Source organism: Paraburkholderia sediminicola, from assembly GCF_902859805.1.
Taxonomy (GTDB): Bacteria; Pseudomonadota; Gammaproteobacteria; order Burkholderiales; family Burkholderiaceae; genus Paraburkholderia; species Paraburkholderia sediminicola.
The window spans coordinates 1,069,000-1,084,480 of sequence record NZ_CADIKC010000001.1; the positions used below are offsets into that span (position 1 = coordinate 1,069,000).

Annotated in this window: 15 protein-coding genes; 9 read left to right on the forward strand and 6 right to left on the reverse strand. The window is 61.7% G+C overall.

Annotation, left to right across the window (positions count from 1 at the left end; genetic code table 11):
- The first annotated feature begins 111 nt into the window (after nucleotides 1–111).
- On the forward strand, nucleotides 112–717 hold the full coding sequence (locus R8871_RS04745) for a ParB-like protein (protein WP_175049278.1): 606 nt from the start codon (nucleotides 112–114) through the stop codon (nucleotides 715–717).
- An 84-nt stretch (nucleotides 718–801) separates the two neighbouring features.
- On the opposite strand, the gene R8871_RS04750 is transcribed toward R8871_RS04745, so the two are convergent.
- Nucleotides 802–2,493, reverse strand: coding sequence for a purple acid phosphatase family protein (locus R8871_RS04750; protein ID WP_175049279.1), 1,692 nt, complete (start codon nucleotides 2,491–2,493; stop codon nucleotides 802–804).
- A 424-nt stretch (nucleotides 2,494–2,917) separates the two neighbouring features.
- On the opposite strand from R8871_RS04750, the gene R8871_RS04755 reads away from it, so the two are divergent.
- The 5 genes from R8871_RS04755 (at nucleotide 2,918) to R8871_RS04775 (ending at nucleotide 8,072) form a co-directional block, all read left to right on the forward strand.
- Nucleotides 2,918–3,682: a DUF3348 domain-containing protein gene (locus R8871_RS04755; protein WP_175049280.1), complete on the forward strand. Its 765-nt coding sequence runs from the start codon at nucleotides 2,918–2,920 to the stop codon at nucleotides 3,680–3,682.
- A gap of 10 nt (nucleotides 3,683–3,692) precedes the next feature.
- Complete coding sequence (locus R8871_RS04760) at nucleotides 3,693–6,308, forward strand: DUF802 domain-containing protein (RefSeq protein ID WP_175049281.1); 2,616 nt, start codon at nucleotides 3,693–3,695, stop codon at nucleotides 6,306–6,308.
- A complete protein-coding gene (locus R8871_RS04765; protein WP_175049282.1) occupies nucleotides 6,305–6,952 on the forward strand; it encodes an OmpA family protein in 648 nt (215 codons plus the stop codon). Before R8871_RS04760 ends, R8871_RS04765 begins: the two co-directional genes overlap by 4 nt.
- The gene (locus R8871_RS04770; RefSeq protein WP_407673096.1) at nucleotides 6,945–7,628 is read left to right on the forward strand and encodes a DUF2894 domain-containing protein; all 684 of its coding nucleotides are present in this window, start codon (nucleotides 6,945–6,947) and stop codon (nucleotides 7,626–7,628) included. Before R8871_RS04765 ends, R8871_RS04770 begins: the two co-directional genes overlap by 8 nt.
- Nucleotides 7,629–7,778: 150 nt before the next feature.
- On the forward strand, nucleotides 7,779–8,072 hold the full coding sequence (locus R8871_RS04775; RefSeq protein WP_175049284.1) for a transposase: 294 nt from the start codon (nucleotides 7,779–7,781) through the stop codon (nucleotides 8,070–8,072).
- 75 nt (nucleotides 8,073–8,147) lie between these two features.
- Here the strand turns inward: R8871_RS04775 and bla are convergent, their stop codons facing one another.
- From bla to R8871_RS04800, 5 genes are all read right to left on the reverse strand, one after another.
- Entirely contained in the window at nucleotides 8,148–9,014 is an 867-nt protein-coding gene (gene bla, locus R8871_RS04780; RefSeq protein WP_407673119.1) for a class A beta-lactamase, read from the reverse strand.
- Nucleotides 9,015–9,151: 137 nt separating this feature from the next.
- Nucleotides 9,152–9,376, reverse strand: coding sequence for a hypothetical protein (locus R8871_RS04785; RefSeq protein WP_093637023.1), 225 nt, complete (start codon nucleotides 9,374–9,376; stop codon nucleotides 9,152–9,154).
- A gap of 131 nt (nucleotides 9,377–9,507) precedes the next feature.
- Complete coding sequence (locus R8871_RS04790) at nucleotides 9,508–11,622, reverse strand: phosphocholine-specific phospholipase C (protein WP_175049286.1); 2,115 nt, start codon at nucleotides 11,620–11,622, stop codon at nucleotides 9,508–9,510.
- A 27-nt stretch (nucleotides 11,623–11,649) separates the two neighbouring features.
- Nucleotides 11,650–11,826: a hypothetical protein gene (locus R8871_RS04795; protein ID WP_175049287.1), complete on the reverse strand. Its 177-nt coding sequence runs from the start codon at nucleotides 11,824–11,826 to the stop codon at nucleotides 11,650–11,652.
- A gap of 141 nt (nucleotides 11,827–11,967) precedes the next feature.
- Nucleotides 11,968–12,387, reverse strand: a complete 420-nt coding sequence (locus tag R8871_RS04800; protein ID WP_175049288.1) for a hypothetical protein — start codon at nucleotides 12,385–12,387, stop codon at nucleotides 11,968–11,970.
- Between the two features lie 276 nt (nucleotides 12,388–12,663).
- On the opposite strand from R8871_RS04800, the gene R8871_RS04805 reads away from it, so the two are divergent.
- The 3 genes from R8871_RS04805 (at nucleotide 12,664) to R8871_RS04815 (ending at nucleotide 15,454) form a co-directional block, all read left to right on the forward strand.
- The gene (locus R8871_RS04805; protein ID WP_175049289.1) at nucleotides 12,664–13,221 is read left to right on the forward strand and encodes a hypothetical protein; all 558 of its coding nucleotides are present in this window, start codon (nucleotides 12,664–12,666) and stop codon (nucleotides 13,219–13,221) included.
- 30 nt (nucleotides 13,222–13,251) lie between these two features.
- On the forward strand, nucleotides 13,252–13,875 hold the full coding sequence (locus R8871_RS04810) for a hypothetical protein (protein WP_175049290.1): 624 nt from the start codon (nucleotides 13,252–13,254) through the stop codon (nucleotides 13,873–13,875).
- 334 nt (nucleotides 13,876–14,209) lie between these two features.
- A complete protein-coding gene (locus R8871_RS04815) occupies nucleotides 14,210–15,454 on the forward strand; it encodes an acyl-CoA dehydrogenase family protein (protein WP_175049291.1) in 1,245 nt (414 codons plus the stop codon).
- Nucleotides 15,455–15,481: the final 27 nt, after the last annotated feature.

Consider the following 15,481-nt stretch of genomic DNA (forward strand, 5'->3'; position numbering starts at 1 on the left):
AAGACCAGCATAGCCAAACAGAGTCACCAGCACTGACAGCCTACCGTTTCTATTCAAGGGAGTCCAGCGTGAGCAGCGCAGTAGAATGCTTCGGATACGGAGGGGTACGCCATGGCAAGAATCACGAGTGTCGGCATTGAACAACTGCGCCCGCTGCAGGCAACAGTCGGCATGCTGGAAGTCGATGCAAAACGAAAGCGCCTGCTGGCCATGGATGCAAAGTCTTTGAAAGACTTTCTAAAGAGCGCACCGATTCCCACCGTCATCGGCAAACGTGACAGGCACTACGTCATCGACCACCACCACCTCGCGCGTGCGCTGTGGGATGGCGGCATCACCAAGGCGTTCGCCGAAGTTGTAGCTGACCTGTCGCGGCTGCCGAACGCGAAGTTCTGGGACACCGTGATTGAAAGGCGCTGGGTGCATCCCTACGATGAGCGCGGCATTCTGCGAGCCATTTCCTCGATCCCCGATGAGGTTTCCGGCCTCACTGACGACCCGTACCGCAGCCTCGCCGCGTTCGTGCGTGACGCGGGCGGCTATCTGAAGACACCGGAACCCTTCGCCGAATTTCAGTGGGCGGACTTTTATCGAACACGCATGCCGATCTGGACGAGCGAGTCGCAGTTCAAGGCGGCTGTGGAGCAGGCTGTCCACCTTGCGTGGAGTCCCGACGCCCGGACACTGCCGGGCTTCAAGTCCCGTCGCGTGAAATAGCGTCCGGATAGTCCCGGTAAAGAAAAACGGTTCGACGCCCCGGCAAGTCAGTTGCCGGAGCGTCGAACCGCAGCGAAGCGCAACTTATCCGTGCCGCTTCTTCTTCAACTCGATCGTTTCGAACAACTCATAGTTCTGCGTCGGTGTCTGGTCCGCACCCGGCGCGTGATAGTAGTTCATCGTTATCGTGGTCTCGCCACCCGGATGGCCCGGATCGTGGTCGAACACCGCGATACCGTAGCCCGTGCCCGTGTCCCGTTGCGCCGACCACACCGCATCTTCAACGGCATCCGCGCTGGCGCGTACAAACGTACCCGCGGTGGTCCCTGTAACCGGACGATTCGGCCGCGTGAAAATACGCGCCTGCGGCAAGCCTGTGCCGATATCCACCCCGTACACGTCGAGCGGCGCGCTCGTGCCGCCACCGCCGAGAATCAGGTGAATCGTGCCGTGACTCGTATCGAACGTCGATGCCCCCGACGACACCGCCGACATCACCGGCCGCGGCTGCAGCGTATCGACTACGCGCCCTGTGGCGATATCGGTGCCCTTGTTGTGATTACAACCACGCACCGGGTAGCTGCGCTCGTAATCGTGATCATGCCCGCACAGCACCAGATCCACGCCGTAGCGGTCGAACAGCGGCAGCCACGCTTCGCGGATGCCCTTGTCGGAGCCGTTGCCGGTCTTCGATGAACTCAGCGCGTCCTGATGCATCTGCACGACGATCCAGTCGACTTCGTCGTCTTCCGCCGCGCGGCGCAATGTCTTCTCGAGCCAGCGAGTCTGCTCGCCCTCGCTATAGCCACGCACATAGAGCGACGTGCCCGGCTGAATCGGCGGATTGCCGGTGCTCGCCACCGGCACCAGGGGAGCCGGGCCGGCCACGAAGGCAGCCGCATCCTGGTAGACCACGTCGTCCGCATCGAGCGAGATGAACAGCACCGAGCTCACGCGGAAGCTGTACCAGCGTCCCTGGAAGCGCGTGTGATTCTCAGGCAGCGTGTAGCGCGAGAGATACGAGGCGAGGCCCTGTTCGCCGTTGTGGAATTCAAGCTCGTGGTTGCCCGGACATGGCATCCACGGACGGTTCGACGCCGAGGTCTGGCAGTTGTTGCCGAAATCGCGCCACACGTCCGGCTGGTGCGTCGGATTCAGATTGGCGTAGCAGAGATCGCCGTTGAGCAGGTGGAACAGCGGCTGAAATCGCTCGACGGCCTGAACCGCGAAACGGCTCTGCGGCGACGACAGGACCCAGCCGGTGTTGGGCGTCGCGAGATCGCCGTAGCTCGTCCAGCGAAACGGCGCGCGGCCGCGGGGCGCCGTGCGGAAGCTCGCGGTGAATGGCTGAGCGGCGTTGCTGGCGTTGTCGGCGCTCACCTCGTACTCGTAGCTCGTGTCGGCCTTCAGGCCACGTAGACGCGCGTGATAGGTGAACACGACCTCGCCGTTGATGCCATCGGTATAGGTGCTTTGCACGCCGTGCACCGTCACTCTCGCCCCGCCCCCGCCGCTTAAGCGCACCTGCGGATTGACCGCCGGCGCCGGCGACGCCCATGACACGGTGACCTCGCTCGTCGGATCGTTGCCCCAGGTCAGGTGGATCTGCTCAGGCGTGCCGTCGGGCGCGCCGTTCGCGGCCCGCGCCGCGGATGCGAGCGTGCCCGCGGCCGTCGCGAGGCTCGATGCGCCTGCAAACTTCAGAAAGCCACGGCGCGAGACGATGGTAGCGCCCTGATCGGCCGGCGAATCCTTGTCGATTTTCTTGTTTGTCATATCGGGTTTTTGTATGGGGGTGGAAGGTCGGCAACGCGGACGGCGAGCGCACGGCGCGATAGGCGCCACGCGTGCCGTGCCGGACCAGGGTGCGACAGAAGTGACAGGGCATCCTAGTCGCGAAGCTATGACAGCCCGATGAAATGGCTGGCCCTGGGCGACGCGGCGCAGCCTCTTTCGGGAGAGACTGCACCGCGTCGGCGCAGTACATTGCGCCGCGCTACCGCCGTGATCATTCAGTCGATAGACGGTGTAGAAGCCGCCCAATTAACCTCGTAAAAACCCTCGTGGCGGCCCAAACCACCCCATTGCGATCGGCCCGTTGGCCGCGCTGAAACCCCTCACTTACCCGGCCCACTCATTAAGGGGCTGCATCCCTCCCCCCGCCGACGTGTAAACTGCTGACTTTTTTGACTCTGGTGGTATGGTGCAAGCCCCACAGCGCACAGCTTTCAGTGGCCCGGCGCTCATTCGTTTACTTGCTCGCCTGACGGACGTCGATGTTCCCGAATCCAGCCAGTCGCTTTCGGACCGGCTAAGCCAATGGCTCGGCTGGACCGACGCGATCGCGTTGTCCTCGGCGCTGAGCAACGCTCCGCCTGGCGTCGCCGCCGGTGCACGCGCCTTCAGCGAGGCTGAAGAGAGCGAGTGCGCCCGCGTGCGCGCGTCGTTGGCGGACGCCATCGCAGGCGATAGCGTGTTTGCCGTCGCGCGGCGTCGCGGGTCGGCGGCGCAGGCGCTCCCGCATGGCGCCCCGGCGGATGCGCCGGTCGATTATGCGGTTTTTCGTCAGCGCTACCTCTCCTTGCAGCAGTCGATGGAGACGGGCATCGGCACCCTGCGCGCGCGCCTGCGGGCCATGCTGGCCGCCAGAACGCCCGCCATGGCCCGGCTCGCGGTGGTGGACGCCGTGATGGAGCGAGCGCTCAGCGAACGTGAGCGGAATCTGCTGGCCGCCGTGCCCGGCTTGCTCAAGGGGCACTTCGAACGTTTGCGCGCGGCGGAGCAACAGACGCTGGCCGACGCCGAAGCCTCGGGGGACGCCCCAACAGGCGAACCCGTCCCACCCGCCACACCCGGCGCATGGCTGAACACGTTCCGCAAGGATATGCAGAGCGTGTTGCTGGCCGAACTGGATGTTCGTTTACAACCGGTCGAGGGGCTGCTCGCCGCCCTTCGCACCTGCTAACTGGGACACTATGTCCAGATATCTCAATCTCGTTGTTTTTCTGGTCGGTCTGGCCGCGGTGTGCTGGATCGGTGGCGGCTACGTCGGTTCGAATGTGCTGGCTTTGGCGGTCACCCTGTTGATCGGCGCCTGCTACCTCGCAGGCGCGCTCGAGCTGCGGCGCTACAGCCAGGCCACGTCCACGCTGGCGCGTGCGGTTGCGGACCTGTCCGGACCGCCGGCCAGCCTGGGCGCCTGGCTCGGACCCTTGCATCCCAGCCTGCGCAATGCGGTGCGCCTGCGCGTCGAAGGCGAGCGCGTGGCGTTGCCGGGCCCGGCGCTGACGCCGTATCTGGTCGGCTTGCTCGTGTTGCTGGGCATGCTCGGCACGCTTCTCGGCATGGTGGCGACCCTGCGCGGCACCGGCATGGCGCTGGAAAGCGCGACAGACCTTCAGGCTATCCGCGATTCGCTCGGCGCGCCGGTCAAGGGACTGGGCTTCGCGTTCGGCACCTCGATCGCCGGCGTGGCCACATCCGCGATGCTGGGACTGCTTTCGGCGTTGTGCCGGCGCGAACGGATCGATGCCGCGCAGATGCTCGACGTGAAGATCGCGACGACCTTGCGCATCTACTCGCAGACCCATCAGCGCGAGGAAAGCTTCAAGCTGCTGCAGCGGCAAGCCGAGGTGATGCCCACGCTGGTCGATCGTCTGCAGGCGATGATGACCGCCATCGAACAACAGAGCCTCGCCTTGAACGAGCGGCAACTCGCCAGCCAGGACGCGTTCCACGGCAGGGCCGAGGCCACCTATACGCGCCTTGCTGCGTCTGTTGAGCAGTCGTTGAAGGAGAGCGTCGCCGAAAGCACCCGCGCCGCCAGCGCAGCGCTGCAGCCGGTCATGGCGGCCACGCTGGCAGGTCTCGCGCGCGAGACAGCCGCGATGCACGACTCCGTCACACACGCCGTGCAGCAGCAGTTGGATGGACTCTCGACTGGCTTCGAGGCAACCACTTCCACCGTCGCGGGCATCTGGAACAAGGCGCTCGAGGGGCAGCAGCGATCGAACGAGGCTCTTACGCAGCAGTTGGGCACGTCGCTGGAGCGATTCACCGAGACTTTCGAGCAACGCTCGGCCGGCCTGCTGGAAGGCGTCTCAGCGCGCCTCGAGGCAACCGCGGGCAACGTGTCGACAGCGTGGAACGAGGCGCTGTCACGGCAAGAACAGGTCGGCGAGAAACTGGCGGGACACAATCAGCAAGCTTTGGCAGCGGCCGCTGCAACTTTCGAGCAGCACTCGGCGTCACTGCTAAGCGCCGTGGGCCAATCGCATACGGACTTGCAGACGGAATTGGCCTCGCGAGACCAGCAACGATTGGCAGCCTGGACCGAGACGCTCGGTTCGATGGCCGCTACGTTGAACAAGGAATGGGAGCAAGCCGGCACGCTTAGCGCGAGCCGACAGCAGGAGATCTGCGACGTGCTGGCGCAAACCGCGCGCGACATCTCCGCTCAAACTCAGGCACACGCAAGCAGCACGATCGCAGAGATCGACCGGCTCGTGCAAGCGGCGGCGGATGCCCCCAAGGCCGCCGCAAGCCTGCAGGCAGAACTCGCCGCGCGAGATCAGCAGCGACTGGAGGCCTGGACCGCGGCACTCGGTTCGATGGCCGCTACGTTGAACAAGGAATGGGAGCAAGCCGGCACGCTCAGCGCGAGCCGCCAGCAGGAGATCTGCGACGTGCTGGCACAAACCGCGCGTGACATCTCGACCCAGACGCAAGCACACGCAAGCAGCACGATCGCCGAGATCGACCGGCTCGTGCAAGTGGCTGCGGATGCCCCCAAGGCCGCCGCAAACCTGCAGGCAGAACTCGCCGCACGGGACCAGCAGCGGCTGGCCGCATGGACCGAGACACTCGGCTCCATGGCCGCTACGCTCAGCAAGGAATGGGAGCAGGTTGGCACGCGCAGCGCGAGCCGCCAGCAGGAGATCTGCGACACGCTGGCACAAACCGCACGCGACATCTCCGCTCAAACACAGGCGCACGCGAGCAGCACAATCGCCGAGATCGGCCAGCTTGTGCAAGCCGCGTCGGAAGCGCCCAAGGCCGCGGCGGAAGTTGTCGCCGAATTGCGTCAGAAGCTCTCCGACAGCATGGTCCGCGACACCGCGATGCTGGACGAACGCAGCCGCCTGCTGGCAACGCTGGAAACCCTGCTCGATGCCGTCAACCATGCATCGACCGAACAGCGCACGGCCGTCGACGCGCTCGTCGCCACGTCGGCAGATCTGCTGGATCGTGTCAGCACCCGTTTCACCGACAAGGTCGAACTCGAAACCGGCAAGCTGGGCGCGGTGGCCGCACAGGTCACCGGCAGCGCCGTCGAAGTGGCGAGCCTCGGCGAAGCGTTCGGCGCGGCCGTTCAGGTGTTCGGCGAATCGAACACTACGCTCGTCGCGCATCTGCAGCGTATCGAAGCCGCGTTGGACAAGTCCCTCGCGCGCAGCGACGAGCAACTGGCCTATTACGTTGCCCAGGCGCGAGAAGTCATCGACCTGAGCATGATGTCGCAGAAGCAGATCGTCGAAGACTTGCAGCACCTCGCCGGCAAGCGGGCGTCCGTCGGAGCTGAAGCGGCATGAGCGAGGAAATCGATGGCGGCGTAGAGACCACGGCGCCCATCTGGCCCGTCTTCGGCGACCTGATGTCGGTGTTGCTGGGCGCGTTCGTGCTGATCCTGGTGGGTGTCATCGGTGTGCAACTGGAACTCTCGACCAGGTTGGAGCAGGAGGTCAAGCAGCGTCAGATGGAAACGCAGCGCCGCAAGACCCTGGAGCAGGCGCTGGCGGGACCGCTCGCAGCGGGCCGAGTCACGCTGGTCAACGGACGCATCGGCATCAATGGCAACGTGCTGTTCGCACTGAACTCCGATCAGTTGCAGCCCGAAGGCCGGGACGTCCTGAAGAGTCTGGCGGGGCCGCTGTCCGCTTACCTCCGGACCAATGACCAGATCCTGATGGTGAGCGGCTTTACCGATGACCGGCAGGTGCGGGAAGCCAACCGTCGCTTTGCCGACAATTGGGAGCTCTCGGCCCAGCGCGCGCTGACGGTGACCCGTGCATTGATCGATGCAGGCGTTCCCGCCTCGTCCGTATTCGCGGCCGCGTTCGGCTCGCAGCAGCCCGTCAGCACGAATGCCGACGACCAGGGCCGGGCGAAAAACCGGCGCGTGGAAATAGCACCGGTTCCGAGGCCTTCGAGCGCAACGGTGAAGCCACGTGAGTAGTGTGAGTCATACGAGTAGTGGCGCTAGCGAGGTGACAGGCGCCGCCCGGGCAACGCTCGACGCATGGCGCGAGCGCGGCGCCGATCGCATGGATCCCATCCGCTTTCATCTCATCGAGGCGCTGGATCGGCGGGCAGCCGGTCATAGCGGTGAGGCGCGGCGTCTCCTGGATGAGAGGCTCTCCAAACTGATCGAGGCGTATGCCGTTGATCTCGAGCGCGTTGCGTCCAAGGCTGGCGATGCCGACACCAGGGCATCCGAGGGCGAGCCCGCTCGCGGAGCGCTGGCCGGACTGATCGACTACATCGCCAGTCATGTGCCTGCAGACGGTGACGGCCTCACAGCAGGTAGCGCGACGCCTCGGCGATCGTCTTATCCGGAGCTGGAGGCGCTCGACTACTTCAGGGAAACCTGGTCCAAGGTCCGCTCCGAGAAACAGTTGCGCCAATCGCTGAAGAAGGCGCCGGGCAATGCCGGCCCGCTCAATTCAAGCAGCCTTGTGCATCGATCGCTCTCGCTGATGCGAGAGTTGTCGCCGGGGTATCTCCAGCAGTTCCTGTCGTACGTCGACGCCTTGTCGTGGATGGAGCAGATGAACGGCGGGAGTGCCTTGCCGGCTAAAGACGCGCCTCGCGCCACAAGCGCCAAAAAGAATACCAGGGGCAAATCGCGTTAGCGCGAGGGCAGATCCGTCTAGCCCCTGGACCATCACAATCCAGCCAAAAGCAATCCTCCGGTTTGCGCCGCTTTAACATCCGAAATCGCAATTTAGAAGACAAGCTCTACTTGCGATAATCAGATTGTACTGGCTGGTTAAAATCTGAAAATGTTCGAATCCCCGCTGTCTGATGAAGATTGGCAACGCATTGCCCACCTGTTCCACCACGACACTACACCCAGAGTTGGCCGACCACGGCGAGATCCTCGCGAGATCGTCAACGCCATACTGTGGATCGTTCGCAATAACGAAAAGTGGCAACGTCTCCCCGCAAGCTTTCCGCCATCGCAAACCTGCTATATCAAATGGCTGGAGTGGCGACGCGCCGGCATGATGTCAAAGGTGTTCGCCGAACTTGGCATGAGCGAGCAGTTGGAGTGTTCAAACGGCACGCGATGTTGAAGTGGTGAAGCAGGACAGGAAGAATCGCGACATCGCGAATCACATCTATCCGCAGGTTGCGCGGGTCGACACACGTCACGCCCGATCCGCTGTCCACTTCACGAACGCTGCACCGACCTCCCGCAAGACGGCCTCCCGTGCGGACATGTCAAGCGCGGGCGCATCGTAATAGGCTGCGATCAAAAGCGGTGCGCGTCCGGGCGGGCGAACAATCGCATAGTCGTTGGTTTCTTCTTCCACGCTGGTTCCAGGCCGGTCACCCGCAATCCAGTCAGGCGGTAACGCTGCGCGGAGCCGGTTCAAACCCGGCTTGCAGGCAATCATCCACTTTTCCAGCTGCGTACGCGATTGGGGACTCAGAACATTTCCCAGGAGAATTTTTCTCGCCGAGTTAGCGATCGATCGAGGCGTAGTGGTATCGAGCACACCGCTATATTTGTTCGACTCGGGTTCGTACCGATCGGAACGCGTCACGGTATCGCCGAGACCGCGAACGAATTGAGTCAAAGCAGCGGGACCACCGGCGCTTCTCATCAACAACACGGCTGCCGTGTTGTCGCTCACTTCGACAATCGCCTGGCACAGTGCGCCGACCGACATCGCACCTTCTGCAACGTGTGCCTTCGTCACGGGCGACGTAAAGATCAGATCCTTCTCGGTGTACTTCACAAGACGGGCAAGATCTTCCTTGCCGGCATCGACGCGCGACAACACCTGCGCGGCAAGCAGTCCCTTAAACGTGCTGCACATCAGAAAGCGCTCGTCAGCGCGATGAGCCAAGGTTCGCCCCGAACCGGTATCGATAGCGAATACGCCAAGGCGTCCACCATGGCGGCGTTCGATGTCGGCTAAAGGAGGTGCGTTTGCGGCTAGTGTGGGAGTAATGCGAAGACTCAGGAGCAGCGGCAGCCCGAGTGTCAGGGTCCTGCGTGTCGCAGAGATGGTCAAGGAATTGTCCTCAAATCAATTCGCTCACAACAAGCACGCGACGGATGGCAACGATCAGGCACATCACGTCCTGGCTCACCATAAAAAACGGGCCAGTCCTAGGTAGGACTGGCCCGCTCACAGCGCAAAAATCACGTCTGAGGATTCGTACCGTCTGCAGCCTGAGCATTGTCGGCGTCGTCCTGCTTCTCGCCGTCTTTCTTCTCGACCAACCCCTCCAATGCACCGGCGCCTTCAAAGCCGGCAATCGCTGCAACGCCTTTCGTTAGCAAACCTGCATCCGGATCGACTTTTTCCGCTGCTTCAACGGCCGCCACTGCACCAGCGATCTTGCCTACTTCGTCCAAGAGTCCCATTTCGCCCTCCGCGAGAAAAAGTGAAATGCCATCCTCTCACGAACTCAGCGCCTTGTCGCCAAATGTAAAATTGACTTACCAGTTTGCCGTCAATCCGAAATGACATTGAAAGAAATGCCGGCTCCGTACGCCTAAATCGCCGACGTCACAGGCGCAGTGGCAGCCGGATCGGTGATGCTGGTGTGGCCCGTTTCCACGTGACCTGCAATGCGCCGCAACCAGCCCGCATTGCCCGCGACAGTCAATTGAAAGTCATACCACTGGCTACTGCATGACAGGTCCCAATGCGCCTCTACACTGCTTGCCGCAGGCACGCTCACCGTGCGCGGCGCCTGCCCGTAGGCGACGTCGGCCACGGTGACCGTGAGCGGCGTAGTGCCCGCATTGGATAGCGTGACATAGACGTTGCCGTTGGCCACGTCGTAACAGGTCACGACATCCGGCTTCGCGGCAGCATCCGCAGTGGACGAACCCGCGAAGCGGCGGAAGTAACCGTTCGGGCCATAGACGTTCACCAGGTAATTACCGTTCGCGTCGAGTGTCCACGTATCGGTCAGCTGCTTGCCGGCCTCGACGGTATAGCGACGCGGCATCGCGGTCGGATCACCCGTGTACACCCAGAAATGCGCGCCCTGCGTGCCCGTGTTCGCGAACGTCAGCGCATACCCTTGCGACTGCAACTGCCCGTTCACATGCAATTCATACGGCAGCGCCCGTGCGGGCCGCGTGCCCGCCTCCTGCGCCGTCACCAGTTGCTGGGCCGTGCTGGCCGGCGCAGCCTGCGCCGTGGAACGCGCGCATTGCAGATCGGCCTGTGCGACGTAGGTTTGCGTGCTCGGCAGCGACGGCACGGTCGAGTCCGATTTCGAAAAGTCGAGCGCCGTGGTCAGGTCGCCGCAAACGGCACGGCGCCACGGCGAGATGTTGGTTTCGACTACGCCGAAACGCTTTTCGATGAATTGCAGCACCGACGTGTGATCGAACACCTGCGAGCAGACAAAACCACCCTTCGACCACGGCGACACGACCGTCATCGGTACACGTGGCCCAAGGCCGTACGGCAGATTGTCGGCGGTATACGTGCCGGCCTGCGTCGCGGTCACGACGTTGTGCCGTTCGAGCGAGATGTCCACGGTGCTCATACCGGAGCCGGGCACCGTAGGCGCTTGCGGCGGCACGACGTGATCGAAGAAGCCGTCGTTCTCGTCGTACATGATGAACAGGACGGTCTTGCTCCACACGTCGGGATTCGACGTCAGCGCGTCGAGGATCGTCGAGATGTAATTGGCGCCGTAGAGCGGCGTGAACTTGGGATGCTCCGAATACGCGGCGGGCGGCAACAGCCAGGACACTTGCGGCAATGCGCCGGCCTGCACGTCGGCCTTCAACTGTGTCAGCGTGCGCGTGCTCATCCCACGGTTTTGCAGCGACGAACCCGCCGGTGCGTTCACGAAGTTCTGGAACGAGGCCAGCATGTTCGTGCCGTAGTTGCCGGTGAAATTGTCGAAGCCGGTGCCCTGCTGATAAATCTGCCAGGAGATGCCGGCCGTTTCCAGCCGCTCGGGATACGTGGTCCAGTTGAAGGGCTGCAGTTTGATCGTATCGAACTGGTTGTCGATGTAATCGGTGTTGTCGAGTAGCGGGCCGCCACCCGTGGCGAGTGGGTCGACCATCCCCGTCATCAAATACATGCGGTTCGGGTGCGTGTTACCTGGAATGGAACAGAAGTAGTTGTCGCACACCGTGAAGGCGTCGGCGAGCGCGTAGTGGAACGGAATGTCCTCGCGCACGTGATAGCCCATCGTCATGTTGGTCTTCTGCACGGCCCACTTGTCGGCGCGGCCGCTGTCGATCGCGCCATGCGTGGTGGCCCACGTATGCGGCAAACCGCCGATACATTGCGCGTTGACGTTCGGATTGGTCGTGTCGTAGCGGAACGGCGCGATCACCTTCGTCTGATCCTCCTGGCGCGGCTGGAACCACACCGGCTGACCGTTCGGCAGCGTCACAGGGAAACGGTCGTTATAACCGCGCACGCCGCTCAGGTGACCGAGATAGTGGTCGAACGAGCGGTTCTCCTGCATGAACACGACAATGTGCTGCACGTCCTGGATCGTGCCCGTCACCGAATTCGGCTCGATCGCCAACGCCTTGCGAATCGATTCGGGAAACAGAGTGGTGGCGGCTGTCGCGCCAGCCAGCCCGGCGGACAGCTTCAGAAAATCTCGACGAGTTTTGGTGACCATGCGATGAACCTAATTTGAATTCTGAACTCAGGAGGCGGGCGGGACGAAGCCCGGCGGGCAGCTCATGCGGGCGTTCACTTCGGTGGTGTTGCCGCATGCTGCCTTGACCGGCGTGGACGATACGCCGTCGCTGCATGCGCCAAGCAGCGCTGCCGCAGCAACAGAACAGATAAGCGCAAACAGCCGGAATGCCGACGTCGGCATGGAGGTCTCCGTGGAAATGAATGACGGACGCGATCGCGCGTCGGCAACCGCCGCGCTCTGGCGCTAGCGGTGCCGAGACAATAGTTTCGATTTATTACACGCGAGTGTCGTGTTAAAAAGGAGATGAACTACATGTAATCGCTAGCGCCTGGGCGGCTGCTGGTTATTCGCGGGATTAGTATCGAACCGGGCAACGCTTTTAAAGCCATCGTCACTAGCGAGTGCCGTCAATTCAGCTTCCAGCACGTCGGCGACTTCCTTGCCGTATATCTCGTCGCCATTCACGTAGACCGTGAATGATTGCAAGTACTTCGCTTTCTTCTCGGGGTTCTCAATTGTCTGCCGGGTCCATTGATAAAGCGGATAGTTTTCCGGGCCCTGCTTTTCCGCTTCATTCACGTAATCGGCGAAAGCGTCGAATTGACATTTCAAAGTCGCGTTGTGCTTGCGCAGCACATTGCGAAGCGCAGCATGCGAGGCATACGTCGGGTCGGCGCGAAGATCGTTAGCAAGTTCGGGGGAGACGGTGATTCTTAGCTGGAATTGCCAGGTGGGTTCCATGTGGGCCTCGGTATGGAATCGTGAGCACGCCAAGCGGAGATGAGTAAATGCTATTAGCAGTAGTGCAATTTCTGAACACGGACCGATTGATTCCGAATTAGTCCGTCGATACATCTCGCATAATAGTATTACGCCAAGCTTTCAATTACAAAAAGAGAATATCTCTTCTGTCAATTTTTCTCCGGACTTGCCGATAACACGTGAACTGCCTCTACATAAACGTCGAGGCGGTCGGCCACCTCATTTTGATCATAACCAAAGAGGCATTAGAAGCCCATGTTTGCTCTGCGAAGGATTCTCCTTTTCGTCCCCGTTGCCGCGCTCGCCGCGTGCTCGGTTGTCGCGCCGCCCTACTCGGCCTCCGTCGACAATATCCAGGCGCTGAAGAACGCCTCCCCCGTGGCAACGCGTCTCGGCGCATTCACTAACGACGCAGCCGATGGCGATCACTCATCGGTGCAACTGCGTGCGAATAGCATGCGCTCGCCCGTTGGCGATTCGTTTGCTCAATACCTGTCGAGTGCTCTGCAGCAGGAACTGACGATCGGCGGCGCGCTTTCACCCGACGCCAAGGTCGAACTGAGCGGCGTGCTGCTGAAGAATAACGTCGATGCCAACATCGGTACAGCCACGGGCACGATCTCCGCGCGCTTCATCGTCAAGCGTGGCGCCGAGGTGCGATACGACAGCGTGAAAACTGCGACAACGCAATGGGATTCGTCGTTCGCAGCGGCGATCGCGATTCCGAGGGCGACCCAGGAGTATCCGCTCATCGTCCAGAAACTGCTCGCGTCGCTCTATGCAGATCCCGCATTCATGCAAGCCATCCATTAATCGCTCTCTTCTCAACGACAAGAAATCATCATGAAGCTGATCCACTTTATTCGCAGTATCGCGGTCACCGGCGCCATTGCGACGCTCGCAGGTTGCGCACACGACATCACCATCTCCGGCGACCCGGCATCGCTCACAGCGACATCTACTACCGCAGCAACCTCGACGGCGCAAACGCAGCCGATCAACAAGACGGTTGGACTCGTTATTACCGACGAACTTCGCGCAAAGGAAGTCGTCACGCCAGGCGGTGGTGGCGACAAGGTGGCCTACAAACCGTATCGCGATCTGGAGCTTCCGATCTATGTCGAACTCAGCCAGGTGTTCAGCAACGTTGTGAAGCTGAATACCGTGCCTGATGAGGCAACCGTCCAATCAAAAAGCCTGGCCTATGTCGTCACGCCGACCATCTCAACGACTTCTTCGTCGCCGAGCCTCCTGACCTGGCCGCCGACCGATTTTTCGGTGACGCTCGTGTGCACCGTGACAGATCCGAGCGGCAAGCTCGTGACGAAGAAGGAAGTGACGGGCAACGGTCACGCGGAGTTCGGCGAATTCAAGCGCAACTTCGGTCTCGCCGCACAGCGTGCGACGATTGATGCCGTACAGAAGCTGCAGGCAGCTATGCAGGATTCGCCGGAACTGCGCCAGTAACAGCAGGCCGCAATGATCGGCGCCCGCTGAACTCAGCGGGCGCATCGCACAGTCGCGCAAAGACGACCCCTGCCAGACAGCGCCCCCCTTCCAAGCGACTCGCTGGTCGACGACACGGCTAGCGTTAGTTGGCAATGCATCGACTTAAAGCTGCTGTCAGACAAGCAGTCCATCAGCACTTTGCTCTGAATCCAGCAGCTTGAAATTACGATCCCACCCATCGAGCGGCGCAGCAGGACGCCCGCCTCGATGGCATAGCTCGTGCTTTGTAGTCCATATGGTCAAGAGCTCAACTGCTCTGCCTTACTCCACCTATCGACTCAAGAGCAGGCGCATGACATCACAAAACTCGCGTGAAAAACACCCGCTTTCGTATGGCACAGACTATGAACAGTTGGCTGCCAGGTTCAGGCCGATTTTCAACCGGATCGCGGAAGGCGCGCTCGAACGCGAACGCACTCGTGCGCTGCCGTACGAGCAGATTGTCTGGTTAAAAGAAGCCGGGTTCGGCGCTGTCAGAGTGCCGCGCGAATACGGCGGCGCCGGCGCGTCGCTTCCGCAACTCGTGCAGTTGCTCATCGAACTGGCCGAGGCCGATTCGAGTTTGCCGCAAGCATTGCGCGGCCACTTCGCCTTTGTCGAAGACAGAATCAGCGCAGCACCCGGCTCTGCACAGGATAAATGGCTGCAACGCTTCGTGGCGGGCGAGATCGTCGGCAACGCGTGGACCGAAGTCGGCGCGGTCAAGATCGGCGACGTGATTACGCGTGTCTCGCGCCGCGGCAATCAGTGGGTCGTCAACGGAACCAAGTACTACAGCACAGGCAGCATCTTTGCCGACTGGATCGACGTCTACGCGCAGCGCGACGACACCGGCGCCGACGTCATCGCTGCAGTGAGCACACACCAGTCAGGCGTCAAACAAAGCGACGACTGGGATGGCTTCGGCCAACGTACCACGGGAAGCGGGACATCCGTATTCGAAAACGCCTCGGTCGATGAAGAGAACATCATCGACTTCTCCACGCGCTTCAAATACCAGACTGCCTTCTATCAACTCGTGCTGATCGCCGTCATTGCCGGCACGGGTCGCGCTGCCTTGCGTGACATCTCACACGAAGTCCGTAAACGCACCCGGGTTTACAGCCACGGCAACGCGCCACGCGTCAGCGAAGACGCCCAGGTTCAGCAGGTGGTGGGACAAATAGCGGCACGCGTGTATGCAGCAGAGGCTGCCGCTGTGCGAGCCGCGGAGCCATCACAAAGAGCGTACGAAACGCGCTTCGGTGCGGACCGCGATGCTGAACACGCTGCGAACGTGGCGGCCGAAATCGAATCGGCAAAAGCCCAGGTCGCCGTGGCCGGTTTGATCTTGCAGGCAACCACCGACCTGTTCAATGCACTCGGTGCTTCGGGTACTAGCGAAAACAAATTATTGGATCGGCACTGGCGAAATGCGCGCACCGCTGCGTCACACAACCCGCTGATCTACAAGGAGCGGATCGTGGGAGATTGGGAAATCAACGGTAAAGAGCCGCCCTTCGTCTGGCAGATCGGGGACAGCAGAACCGCAGCATAGTGCGCAAAAGCGGCGACATGCAGCGAC